This is a genomic window from Pseudomonas sp. G2-4 (genome assembly GCF_030064125.1).
Lineage (GTDB): Bacteria > Pseudomonadota > Gammaproteobacteria > Pseudomonadales > Pseudomonadaceae > Aquipseudomonas.
The window spans coordinates 945,607-958,026 of sequence record NZ_CP125957.1; the positions used below are offsets into that span (position 1 = coordinate 945,607).

Below are 12,420 nucleotides of genomic sequence, written 5' to 3' on the forward strand. Positions count from 1 at the left end.
AGCCTTAACCATGAATCAGAACGCTGAATATTCCGCGGTCAATGACGCGGTGCGCGGGCAGTTTTTCCGCCGTGTCTGGCAAATGACCACGCCGTACTGGCGCAGTGAGGAGAAGGGCAAGGCCTGGACGCTGTTGATCGCTGTCATCGCGCTGTCGCTGTTCAGCGTGGCGATCTCGGTGTGGATCAACAGTTGGTACAAGGATTTCTACAACGCCCTGCAAGAGAAGGACAGCGCGGCGTTCTGGCGATTGATCCTGTATTTCTGCGGTATTGCCGCGGTGGCGATCCTGGGCGCGGTGTACCGCTTGTACCTCACCCAGATGCTCACCATCCGCTGGCGGGCCTGGCTCACCGAGCAGCATTTCACTCGCTGGCTCAGCGACAAGAATTACTACCGGCTGGAGCAGGGCGGCTACACCGATAACCCGGACCAGCGGATTTCCGAAGACCTCAACAGCTTCACCACCAATACCCTGGGCCTGGGCTTGGGCCTGCTGCGCACCGTCGTCAGCCTCGTGTCGTTCTCGATCATCCTGTGGGGTGTGTCGGGCAGCATCGAAGTGTTTGGCTATACGATCCCGGGCTACATGTTCTGGTGCGCACTGGTGTATGCGGCGGTGGGCAGTTGGCTGACGCATCTGATCGGCCGTCGCTTGATCGGCCTGAACAACAACCAGCAACGCTTCGAAGCCGACCTGCGTTTTTCCATGGTACGGGTACGTGAGAACGCCGAGAGTATTGCGCTGTACAACGGCGAGCCCAACGAGAACCGCCGCCTGAGCGGGCGTTTCGGCCTGGTCTGGCATAACTTCTGGGACATCATGCGGGTGTCCAAGCGCCTGACGTTCTTCACCTCCGGTTATGGTCAGATCGCGATTATTTTTCCGTTCATCGTTGCCGCGCCGCGCTACTTCGCCGGCAAGATCCAGCTGGGCGAGCTCATGCAGATCAACTCGGCGTTCGGCAATGTGCAGGAGAACTTCAGCTGGTTCATCAGCGCTTACTCCGACCTCGCCGCGTGGCGCGCCACCTGTGATCGTCTGCTGAGTTTCCGCCAGGCCATGAGCGACAACGAAGGTCGTGTGCCGGCCATCGATGTGCAAAACCAGGGCGCTGCCTTGGAGGTGCACAACCTGGGGCTGGATCTGGCTGACGGGCGCCATTTGCTCAGCAACGCCGACATGACCGTTGAATCCGGCGAGCGGGTAATGCTCAGCGGCCGTTCAGGCAGTGGCAAATCCACGCTGTTTCGGGCGATGGGGCATTTGTGGCCTGCGGGGCACGGCGCAATCCGGTTGCCGGCTGCGCGCTATCTGTTCCTGCCGCAGAAACCTTATCTGCCGATTGGCAGCCTGCGTGAAGTGCTGAGTTATCCACAGCCCGGCGATGTCTACCCCAACGAACGTTATGTACAGGTCCTGGAAACCTGTCGCCTGCCGCACCTGATTGCGCGGCTGGATGAAAGCAACCACTGGCAGCGCATGCTCTCGCCCGGCGAGCAACAACGCCTGGCCTTTGCCCGCGCATTGCTTTATGCACCGCAATGGTTGTACATGGATGAAGCCACGTCGGCGATGGATGAAGAAGACGAGGCAACGCTGTATCAGGCGCTGATCGATCAGTTGCCGGGCCTGAGCATCGTCAGCGTTGGCCACCGGAGCAGTTTGAAACGGTTCCATCCGCGACATGTACGTATCGAAAATGGCCAACTGGTGGAGCGCACCGTGATCGCATAAACACTCAAAACCTGTGGAAGCGAGCTTGCTCGCGATAGCGATGTATCAGTTGATATTGATGTGGCTGACCCTCCGCCATCGCGAGCAAGCTCGCTCCCACAAGGGGGTGTGGTGAATCGGATGTTCCTGTCTACAAACGATCCAGTGTGGGAGCGAGCTTGCTCGCGACGAAGGCGACTCGGTGTCAGCACCCGACTTGCCACTGCACCCACGGTGATCGTACAACCATGTTGCGCTATGATGATGCCATTCAGCCGCTTGCCGAGACACTGACACATGGAAAACCCGATCGACGTACCACGCCTTCCCCGCAAGCGCCGCAGTCTGGCGCAGGAGCTGGTGACGGTGTTGACCGAGCAGATTCGCGACGGTCTGCTCAAGCGCGGTGATAAGTTGCCCACCGAGTCGGCGATCATGGAGGCCCATGGCGTCAGCCGCACCGTGGTGCGCGAGGCGATTTCCCGTCTGCAGGCGGCCGGCCAGGTGGAAACCCGCCACGGCATCGGCACCTTCGTACTGGACCCGCCCAGCCCGAGCGGCTTTCGCATTGACCCGGCTACCGTGGTCACATTGCGTGACGTGCTGGCGATCCTGGAATTGCGTATCAGCCTGGAAGTGGAATCCGCCGGGCTGGCGGCCCAGCGCCGTAGCGCCGAGCAACTGGCTGCGATGCGCGCCGCCCTCGACGCATTGAATGAGAGCGCGGCCCATGCCTCCGATGCGGTGGCCTCGGACTTTGCCTTTCATTTGGAGATTGCCCTGTCCACCGGCAATCGCTACTTCACTGACATCATGACCCACCTGGGCACCAGCATCATCCCGCGTACCCGGGTGAACTCGGCGCGCCTGGCCCATGACGATCAGCAGCACTACCTCAATCGCTTGAGCCGTGAGCACGAGGAAATCTTCGAGGCCATCGCCCGACAGGACTCCGACGCCGCCCGTGCCGCCATGCGCCTGCACTTGACCAACAGCCGTGAAAGGCTGCGCCAGGCTCATGAAGAGGCGCAGGCGCAGGGCTGAAGCGGCTTCGCTGCTCGGGTGACAAGGATGCTTTGTGGCGAGGGAGCTTGCTCCCGCTGGGCTGGGAAGCGGCCCCGTTTTTTTGAGTGAGTGCTTCGCACTCAAGCGGGAGCAAGCTCCCTCGCCACATGGCAGTGGTGTCCGGTTTTCTATCGGCGCGCCTGTCTGACCCAATAGCAGGCACGCAGTCCTACGCGCTGATCCGCAACATCTGCGGCTCGGATATATCGTTGTCCCAGCCGCTCTCGTAACTAACCTCGTAACGAAGCTCGACCAATTGGCCGACGTAAGCTGTCAAGTCGGCATTGGTTAGCGTCACTGTCACACCCTTGCGTGGCGTACCTTCCTCGCCGTCGGTCAGAGATGTAAACGCGCCTACCGAAGTTGGATGCGTCGAGCCGACGCCCACAGTCAGTTGGGCGTTCGAGTACGGGTGGAAAGCTGCATCCGGAATTTTCACGGTTAACGTCTTTGTCTTTGACAAGCTGACCGTGACTTCGCCGGTGGCCGGAAAATCCTTGAGCGTCGGTTTCGCATACGTCTTCACCATGATGTCACTCCTTGTGAGGCGGCCCTGATCGTTGCGTACGGACGACTCACTTAAAGGTTAAGAAAAGAACTACGGCCGGGCATGGGACGGCCATACGTGGGTTATGCCCCCACGCCGTAACGGCGCCTACTGGTAGAGTTGACAGTGGCGACGAGCGGTCCTGGTGCCCGGACTAACCCCGCTCGAAGCCCCCGATTTAAAAGGTTTCGCGCCAAACACCTCTGCCCGACACCCCGACAAAAGACGAAATGCAGTTGACGTGCGTATTTTAAGTTGTACGATGACCTACAACTTCACTAGAAGCTGAACCGTTTCCTACAACACATCAATTGCGTCCAGGGTGTTCGAATAATGAATCCACAAGAACTGAAGTCCATCCTCTCGTCTGGCCTGCTGTCGTTCCCGGTCACCGATTTCACTGCCCAAGGCGATTTCAATCGCGACAGCTACATCAAGCGCCTCGAGTGGCTGGCCCCGTATGGCGCCTCGGCACTGTTTGCAGCGGGCGGCACTGGTGAATTTTTCTCCCTGGCGGCCAGCGAGTATTCGCAAGTCATCAAGACCGCCGTCGATACCTGCGCCACCAGCGTGCCAATCCTTGCCGGCGTCGGCGGTGCAACCCGCCAGGCCATCGAATACGCTCAAGAAGCCGAGCGCCTGGGGGCCAAGGGCCTGTTGCTGCTGCCGCACTACCTGACCGAAGCCAGCCAGGACGGCGTTGCCGCCCACGTTGAAGCCGTGTGCAAATCGGTGAAGATCGGCGTGGTGGTGTACAACCGCAACGTCTGCCGCCTGAACGCCACGCATCTGGAACGCCTGGCTGAGCGCTGCCCTAACCTGATCGGTTACAAGGACGGCCTGGGCGACATCGAACTGATGGTGTCGATCCGTCGTCGCCTCGGCGATCGCTTCAGCTACCTGGGCGGCCTGCCGACCGCTGAAGTCTACGCCGCGGCTTACAAGGCCCTGGGCGTGCCGGTCTACTCCTCGGCGGTGTTCAACTTCATTCCGAAAACCGCGATGGACTTCTACTACGCCATTGCCCGCGACGATCACGAGACCGTCGGCAAGATCATCGACGACTTCTTCCTGCCGTACCTGGACATCCGCAACCGCAAGGCCGGCTACGCCGTGAGCATCGTCAAGGCGGGCGCGAAGATCGTTGGCTATGACGCCGGTCCCGTGCGCACGCCGCTGACCGATCTGCTGCCAGAAGAATACGAAGCACTGGCCGCGCTGATCGACAAGCAAGGCAAGCAGTAACAGACCCGGCAAGGCCGCTGAGCGATCAGCGGCTTTTTGCGTAAGGCTGTTTGTAGCGACTTTTTTTGAGGAGAAGCATCCGTGGCAGATGCAAAGCGTTTCGATAACTACATCAACGGTCAGTGGGTGGCCGGTGCCGACTATTGCACCAACATCAACCCGTCCGACCTGTCCGATGTCATCGGTGAATACGCCAAGGCTGACGCAGCGCAAGTCAATGCTGCCATCGAAGCCGCCCGCGCCGCGTTCCCGGCCTGGTCGACCTCGGGCATTCAGGCCCGTCACGATTCGCTGGACAAAGTGGGCAGCGAGATCCTTGCCCGCCGTGAAGAACTCGGCCAATTGCTGGCCCGGGAAGAGGGCAAGACCCTGCCCGAAGCCATCGGCGAAGTGACCCGTGCCGGCAACATTTTCAAGTTCTTCGCCGGTGAATGCCTGCGCCTGTCCGGCGATTACGTGCCGTCGGTGCGTCCGGGTGTCAACGTTGAAGTCACCCGCGAAGCCCTGGGCGTGGTCGGCCTGATCACCCCGTGGAACTTCCCGATCGCTATCCCCGCCTGGAAGATTGCCCCGGCCTTGGCCTACGGCAACTGCGTGGTGATCAAGCCCGCTGAGCTGGTACCCGGTTGCGCCTGGGCCCTGGCGGAAATCATTTCCCGTGCCGGCTTCCCGGCCGGTGCGTTCAACCTGGTGATGGGCAGCGGCCGTGTGGTCGGTGAAGTCTTGGTCAACAGCCCGAAAGTCGACGGCATCAGTTTCACCGGTTCCGTGGGCGTGGGGCGGCAGATCGCCGTCAACTGCGTTTCGCGCCAGGCCAAGGTGCAACTGGAAATGGGCGGCAAGAACCCGCAGGTCATCCTCGACGACGCCGACCTCAAGCAGGCCGTCGAACTGGCGGTGCAGAGCGCGTTCTACTCCACCGGCCAGCGTTGCACGGCCTCGAGCCGCCTGATCGTCACCGCTGGCATTCACGACAAGTTTGTCGACGCCATGGCCGAACGCATGCAGTCGATCAAGGTCGGTCATGCATTGAGGTCCGGCACCGATATTGGCCCGGTGGTTTCCGAAGCCCAGCTCAACCAGGACTTGAAGTACATCGACATCGGCCAGAGCGAAGGTGCGCGGCTGGTCAGTGGTGGCGGCCTGGTGACCTGCGACACTGAAGGCTACTTCCTGGCGCCGACCCTGTTTGCCGACAGCGAAGCCTCGATGCGCATCAGCCGCGAAGAGATCTTCGGCCCGGTGGCCAATGTCGTGCGCGTGGCGGATTACGAAGCGGCGCTGGCGATGGCCAACGACACTGAGTTCGGTCTGTCCGCCGGTATCGCCACCACATCGCTGAAGTATGCCAACCACTTCAAGCGCCATTCCCAGGCGGGCATGGTGATGGTAAACCTACCGACCGCCGGCGTGGATTACCACGTGCCGTTTGGCGGGCGCAAAGGTTCGTCCTATGGTTCGCGCGAGCAGGGGCGCTATGCGCAAGAGTTCTACACCGTGGTGAAGACTTCCTACATCGGATCGTAAGCGCAATACCGGTCGGCTCCGGGCATCCGGCGCCGATCGCATACAACCTGATTTCCCGTATAAAAATAAATAGTGGAAGTAGATGACATGCAAGAAACCAAGCCGACCCGCGTCCGCTATTTGATCCTGCTCATGCTGTTTTTGGTGACCACGATCAACTATGCCGACCGCGCAACGATCGCCATCGCGGGCTCCAGCCTACAAAAAGACCTCGGCATCGACGCCGTCACCCTCGGTTATATCTTCTCCGCTTTCGGCTGGGCCTACGTGGCCGGGCAGATTCCTGGCGGCTGGCTGCTCGACCGTTTCGGGTCGAAAAAAATCTATGCCTTGAGCATTTTCACCTGGTCGCTGTTCACCGTGCTGCAGGGCTATGTCGGTGAGTTCGGCCTGTCCACGGCCGTGGTTGCACTGTTCATGTTGCGCTTTCTGGTGGGGTTGGCCGAAGCGCCGTCCTTCCCGGGCAACGCACGCATCGTCGCCGCCTGGTTCCCCACCGCTGAACGCGGCACCGCCTCGGCGATCTTCAACTCGGCGCAGTACTTCGCCACGGTGCTGTTCGCGCCGCTGATGGGCTGGATCGTCTACCGTTTCGGCTGGCAGCACGTGTTCATCGTGATGGGCGTGATCGGCATCGTGTTCTCGCTGATCTGGTTGAAAGTGATCCACAGCCCGCGCCAGCACCCGATGATCAACGAAGCCGAGTTCAATCACATCGCCGCCAACGGCGCGCTGGTCGACATGGACCAGGACAAGGGCAAGGATAAGAAAAGCGACGGTCCGAAGTGGGATTACATCCGCCAACTGCTGACCAACCGCATGATGCTGGGCGTGTACCTGGGCCAATACTGCATCAATGGCATCACCTACTTCTTCCTGACTTGGTTCCCGGTGTACTTGGTGCAGGAACGCGGCATGACCATTCTCAAGGCCGGTTTCATTGCGTCCTTGCCGGCGATCTGCGGTTTTATCGGCGGCGTGTTGGGCGGGGTGATTTCCGACTACCTGCTGCGCAAGGGCCACTCGCTGACCTTCGCCCGCAAGGCGCCGATCATCGCTGGCCTGCTGGTGTCCAGCAGCATCGTGGCCTGCAACTACGTGGACATCGAGTGGATGGTGGTGGGCTTCATGGCCCTGGCCTTCTTCGGTAAAGGCGTGGGCGCACTGGGCTGGGCCGTGGTGTCCGATACCTCGCCAAAACAGATCGCCGGTTTGAGCGGCGGCCTGTTCAACACCTTCGGCAACCTGGCATCGATCACCACCCCGATTGTCATCGGCTACATCATCAGCGCCACCGGTTCGTTCAAGTGGGCGTTGGTGTTCGTGGGTTGCAACGCGCTGGTGGCGGTGTTCAGCTACCTGGTCATCGTAGGACCGATCAAGCGTGTGGTGCTCAAGGAACCCACGGCCAAGGATGTTGACATCTCGAGCCTGTCTGAAGCGAAATCCTGAAGGAGCGGTGTCAATGCAACTGATTGAACATGCTGATTCGCCGCGTTACATCCGCCTGCACGAGCGGGACAACGTGGTGATCGTCGTCAATGACCAGGGCGTACCGGCCGGGACCGAGTTCCCGGACGGCTTGGTTACCGTGGACTTTGTACCCCAGAGCCACAAGGTCACCTTGGAAGATATTCCCGAGGGCGGCGAGGTGATTCGCTACGGCCAGGTGATTGGCTATGCGTTGCAACCGATCCCCCGTGGCAGTTGGGTCAAGGAAGACCAGCTGCGCATGCCCACCGCGCCGCCGCTGGACAGCCTGCCGCTGTCCACCGATGTGCCGATGGCCGATGCGCCGCTGGAGGGCTACACCTTCGAAGGCTACCGCAACGCCGATGGCACTGTCGGCACGCGCAATATCCTCGGCATCACCACCACGGTGCAGTGTGTGACCGGGGTGCTGGACCATGCGGTCAAGCGCATCAAGGACGAATTGCTGCCCCAGTACCCGAACGTCGATGACGTGGTGGCGCTGACCCACAGCTACGGCTGCGGCGTGGCAATCACCGCCACTGACGCGTACATCCCGATTCGCACCGTGCGCAACCTGGCACGCAACCCGAACCTGGGCGGCGAAGCGCTGGTGATCAGCCTGGGCTGCGAGAAATTGCAGGCCGGGCAGGTGATGCATGAAAACGACAGTTCGGTGGACCTCAGCGAGCCGTGGTTGTATCGCTTGCAGGATTCCAGCCACGGTTTCACCGAAATGATCGAGCAGATCATGGCGTTGGCCGAGACCCGCCTGAAGAAACTCGACCAGCGCCGTCGCGAAACCGTGCCGGCGTCGGAGTTGATCCTGGGCATGCAGTGCGGCGGCAGCGATGCGTTCTCTGGCATCACCGCCAACCCGGCGCTGGGCTACGCCTCGGACCTGTTGCTGCGGGCGGGGGCGACGGTGATGTTTTCCGAAGTCACCGAAGTGCGTGATGCGATTTACCTGCTGACCTCCCGGGCGCAAACTCGGGAAGTCGCCCAGGAACTGGTGCGCGAAATGGACTGGTACGACCGTTACCTGGCCAAGGGCGAGGCAGATCGCAGCGCCAACACCACGCCGGGCAACAAGAAGGGCGGGCTGTCGAACATCGTCGAAAAATCCCTGGGCTCGATCGTCAAGTCCGGCAGCAGCGCGATCAATGGCGTGCTCGGCCCGGGCGAGCGGTTCAAGCAAAAGGGCCTGATTTTCTGCGCCACACCGGCCAGTGATTTTGTCTGCGGCACGTTGCAACTGGCGGCGGGGATGAACCTGCACGTCTTCACCACCGGCCGTGGCACGCCGTACGGCTTGGCCATGGCCCCAGTGGTGAAGGTTTCGACCCGCACCGAACTGGCCCAGCGCTGGCCGGACCTGATCGACATCGACGCCGGCCGGATCGCCACCGGACGGGCAACCATCGAGGAGCTGGGTTGGGAGCTGTTCCACTACTACCTGGACGTGGCCAGTGGCAAGAAGCAAACCTGGGCCGAGCGGCACAAGTTGTACAACGACATCACGTTGTTCAACCCGGCGCCGATTACCTGATGATCTTGTGATCGTTGGAGATCCAGTGTGGGAGCAAGCTTGCTCGCGAATGTGGTGGATCAGCTTGCATTGATGTTGGATGAGCCGACGTCTTCGCGAGCAGGCTCGCTCCCACAGGGGGGCTGCGGTGAGTGTGGATTCTGTGTTCACCAAGGAACCAGTGTGGGAGCGAGCCTGCTCGCGATAGCGGCCTACCAGACGCCTGTGGCATTAGTGGCTTATTATTAGCCACCTAACGACACCCTCTGAAGGTTCCCCGGCATGCTGGCAATTTTTCTCGAAACCCTGAACATCACCGCGCCGGTGTTTGCCATGCTGTTTCTGGGGGCGTTGCTCAAGCGCATCTATTGGATCAACGACAACTTCATCCACATCGCCTCGTCCCTGGTGTTCAACGTCACCATGCCGGCCCTGCTGTTCCTCGGCGTCCTCCATGCCGACCTGCACGCGGCGTTGCAGGCGGACCTATTGATCTACTTCTCCGTGGCCACCCTGGTCAGCTTTGCGATGGCCTGGGGTTGGGCGATCTGGCGTTGCCCGCGGGAGGATCGCGGCATCTATACCCAAGGTGCGTTTCGCGGCAACAACGGGGTCATTGGTCTGGCGCTGGCGGCGAGCATGTACGGCGACTACGGGATTTCCCTGGGGGCGATTCTCGCGGCGCTGGTGATCCTGTTCTACAACACGTTGTCGACTATCGTGCTGGCGGTTTATAGCCCGGTGATCAAATCCGATCCGTGGAGCATCTGCAAAAGTGTGATCAGCAACCCGCTGATCATCAGCGTGATCGTTGCCGCGCCGTTCGCCTATTGGCAGATCGGCCTGCCGAACTGGTTCGAGACCTCGGCCAGGTACCTCTCACAAATGACCTTGCCCCTGGCGCTGATCTGCATCGGCGGCACGCTGTCGCTGGCGGCATTGCGCAAGAGCGGCAAGATGGCCCTGAGTTCGAGCCTGGTGAAGATGGTCGGCCTGCCGCTGCTGGCGACCCTGGGTGCCTGGCTCTGGGGGTTTCGCGGGGCGGAGCTGGGGATCCTGTTCCTGTACTTCGGCAGCCCCACTGCCGCCGCCAGCTACGTCATGGCCCGGGCGGCCGATGGCAACCATGAACTGGCAGCGGCGATCATCGTCATCACCACGTTGATGGCGGCGATTACCACCAACCTGGGGATTTTTGTGTTGCAGTGGGGTGGGTGGATCTAGGCTTGGGCTTGCGGTGTTCTTGAGGTCCAATCGCGAGCAAGCTCGCTCCCACGGTGGTTTGTAGGTGTATTCAAATTTCCCATACACCCCTGTGGGAGCGAGCTTGCTCGCGATAGCGATCTAACGGTCACTCCGGTTTCTGATAACTATCGATCACTTCCTGCGCCGCCCGAAACGCATCGATCGCCGCCGGCACGCCGGCATACACCGCGCAATGCAGCAACGCTTCGCGAATCTCTTCCACCGTACAACCATTGTTCAGCGCGCCACGCACGTGGCCTTTCAATTCCTGCGGGCATTTGAGGGCGGTGAGGGCGGCGAGGGTGATCAGGCTGCGGGTTTTCAGTGGCAGCCCTTCGCGGCTCCAGACGCTGCCCCAGGCATGTTCGTTGACGAAGTCCTGTAGCGGTTGGGTAAATTCCGTCGCGTTGCCCAGGGCGCGGTCGACGAAGGCATCGCCCATGACTTGGCGACGCATGTCCAGGCCGGTCTTTGGAGTGTCGGTCATGGCAAATCCCTCTTGTGGTGTTGGCGGCGCCAGGCGCGCAGGGAGGTGAACAGTAAAAACCCGAGCAAGGCCGGCAGCACATAGAACAGCATCAGCCGTTCCAACTGGCCAGCCAAGGGCATGCCGGTGGTGAACGACACCACGTGCAGGCCGTAGGCCAGGTACAAGCCCAGAAACAGCAGGCCTTCGGCGCGAGTGACGCGGTAGCCGGAATAGAACACCGGCAGGCACAGCACCGCCACGCCGAGCATCACCGGCAGGTCGAAGTCCAGGGCGTTGGGCGAGACCGAAAGTGGCGTCGGCGCGGCGAGGGCCGTCACCCCCAGCACACCCAGCAAATTGAACAGGTTGCTGCCGATGACGTTGCCCACTGCGATGTCCCGTTGGCCCCGCAGGGCGGCGATCAGTGAGGTGGCGAGTTCCGGCAGGGAGGTGCTGACGGCGACGATGGTCAGGCCGATGACGCGTTCGGAAAGCCCGAGGTCCGTCGCCACTTCCACCGCCGCCCCCAGCAGCAGGTGCCCGGCAAAAATCAGCATCGCCAGGCCCAGCACGATCATCGACAGGCTCTTGAACCAGGACATCTGGGCCACGTCGACGCCCACCGGGTGCGGTCGTCCTGAGTGTCGCGATTGGCGCAGCAACAGGCCCAGGTACACCGCCAGGGCCATGAGCAGCAGCATACCGTCCAGTCGAGTCAGTTCCTCGTTCCAGGCCAGCACGAACACCAGCAGGGCCGCGCCGATCATCAGCGGGATGTCCAGGCGCACCAACTGGCGCGAGACGCGCAGCGGAATGATCAGCGCCGACAACCCGAGGGTGACGAGGATATTGAAGATGCTGCTGCCGATCACGCTGCCCACGGCGATGTCAGCGTTCTGCGCCAGGGTCGCCTGCAGGCTGACGGCCATTTGCGGCGCGCTGCTGCCGAAGGCGACAACGCTCAGGCCGATGATCAGCGGCCGCACTTGCAAGCGTGCCGACAGGCCCACGGCGGCGCGCACCAGCAGCTCGGCGCCGGCGATCAGCAACAGCAGGCCGCCGAGCAATTCCATCAGGCTGAGCAGCGGTAGGGCGGTGAGTAGGGAAATGGCCGGGCTCCGTCTGTCAATCGTCGAGGGCTTGCACGCGTACCCGCGCGGTGCCGGTGCGCAGCATGCCCAGTTGCTCGGCTGCTGCGCGGGATACATCGATCAAACGGCCACGGGAGTATGGGCCACGGTCGTTGATGCGCACCACGACACTGTCGTTGTTTTTCAGGTTGGTGACTTTCACCCGTGTGCCGAACGGCAACTGGCGATGGGCGGCGGTCAGGCCGTTCTGGTTGAAACGCTCGCCGCTGGCGGTGCGTTTGCCATGGTGCCTGGCACCATAATAAGAGGCGACGCCGGTCTGGTCGTAGCCGTGTGGATCGACCGTCCCGCTCTGGCTGGCGCAACCGGCCAGCAGGGACAGCAGGGCGCAGGCGCCAAGGAGACGCTTCATCAAAGGGTTTCCCACATCAGTGTGGTTGTGAGGATCATTGTGGCGAGGGAGCTTGCTCCCGCTGGGCCGCGAAGCGGCCCCCAACAATCTGCTGCCAGATACAG

At 61.5% G+C, this 12,420-nt stretch carries 11 protein-coding genes; 7 read left to right on the forward strand and 4 right to left on the reverse strand.

Going from position 1 to position 12,420, the window contains the following annotated elements:
* The first annotated feature begins 10 nt into the window (after positions 1–10).
* Positions 11–1,738: an ABC transporter ATP-binding protein/permease gene (locus tag QNH97_RS04030; RefSeq protein ID WP_283555709.1), complete on the forward strand. Its 1,728-nt coding sequence runs from the start codon at positions 11–13 to the stop codon at positions 1,736–1,738.
* Between the two features lie 276 nt (positions 1,739–2,014).
* Entirely contained in the window at positions 2,015–2,761 is a 747-nt protein-coding gene (locus QNH97_RS04035) for a FadR/GntR family transcriptional regulator (RefSeq protein WP_283555710.1), read from the forward strand.
* 190 nt (positions 2,762–2,951) lie between these two features.
* On the opposite strand, the gene QNH97_RS04040 is transcribed toward QNH97_RS04035, so the two are convergent.
* Positions 2,952–3,311: a hypothetical protein gene (locus tag QNH97_RS04040; protein WP_283555711.1), complete on the reverse strand. Its 360-nt coding sequence runs from the start codon at positions 3,309–3,311 to the stop codon at positions 2,952–2,954.
* A 351-nt stretch (positions 3,312–3,662) separates the two neighbouring features.
* Here QNH97_RS04040 and kdgD point away from each other — a divergent pair, with 351 nt between their 5' ends.
* The 5 genes from kdgD to QNH97_RS04065 all read left to right on the forward strand — a co-directional run bounded on the left by kdgD (position 3,663) and on the right by QNH97_RS04065 (position 10,323).
* A complete protein-coding gene (kdgD, locus tag QNH97_RS04045; protein WP_283555712.1) occupies positions 3,663–4,574 on the forward strand; it encodes a 5-dehydro-4-deoxyglucarate dehydratase in 912 nt (303 codons plus the stop codon).
* 81 nt (positions 4,575–4,655) lie between these two features.
* Positions 4,656–6,101 carry an aldehyde dehydrogenase family protein gene (locus QNH97_RS04050; protein WP_283555713.1) on the forward strand — a complete coding sequence of 482 codons (1,446 nt, stop codon included), beginning with the start codon at positions 4,656–4,658 and terminating at the stop codon, positions 6,099–6,101.
* Positions 6,102–6,188: 87 nt separating this feature from the next.
* A complete protein-coding gene (locus QNH97_RS04055) occupies positions 6,189–7,553 on the forward strand; it encodes an MFS transporter (protein ID WP_283555714.1) in 1,365 nt (454 codons plus the stop codon).
* A gap of 13 nt (positions 7,554–7,566) precedes the next feature.
* A complete protein-coding gene (garD, locus tag QNH97_RS04060) occupies positions 7,567–9,120 on the forward strand; it encodes a galactarate dehydratase (protein ID WP_283555715.1) in 1,554 nt (517 codons plus the stop codon).
* A gap of 261 nt (positions 9,121–9,381) precedes the next feature.
* A complete protein-coding gene (locus tag QNH97_RS04065; RefSeq protein WP_283555716.1) occupies positions 9,382–10,323 on the forward strand; it encodes an AEC family transporter in 942 nt (313 codons plus the stop codon).
* Positions 10,324–10,450: 127 nt separating this feature from the next.
* Here the strand turns inward: QNH97_RS04065 and QNH97_RS04070 are convergent, their stop codons facing one another.
* From QNH97_RS04070 to QNH97_RS04080, 3 genes are read right to left on the reverse strand one after another with little or no spacing between them, the layout of a single operon-like run.
* On the reverse strand, positions 10,451–10,831 hold the full coding sequence (locus QNH97_RS04070; protein ID WP_003177973.1) for a carboxymuconolactone decarboxylase family protein: 381 nt from the start codon (positions 10,829–10,831) through the stop codon (positions 10,451–10,453).
* Complete coding sequence (locus tag QNH97_RS04075) at positions 10,828–11,889, reverse strand: calcium/sodium antiporter (protein ID WP_283557422.1); 1,062 nt, start codon at positions 11,887–11,889, stop codon at positions 10,828–10,830. Before QNH97_RS04075 ends, QNH97_RS04070 begins: the two co-directional genes overlap by 4 nt.
* Before the next feature lie 49 nt (positions 11,890–11,938).
* A complete protein-coding gene (locus QNH97_RS04080) occupies positions 11,939–12,316 on the reverse strand; it encodes a septal ring lytic transglycosylase RlpA family protein (protein WP_283555717.1) in 378 nt (125 codons plus the stop codon).
* Between the last annotated feature and the right edge of the window lie 104 nt (positions 12,317–12,420).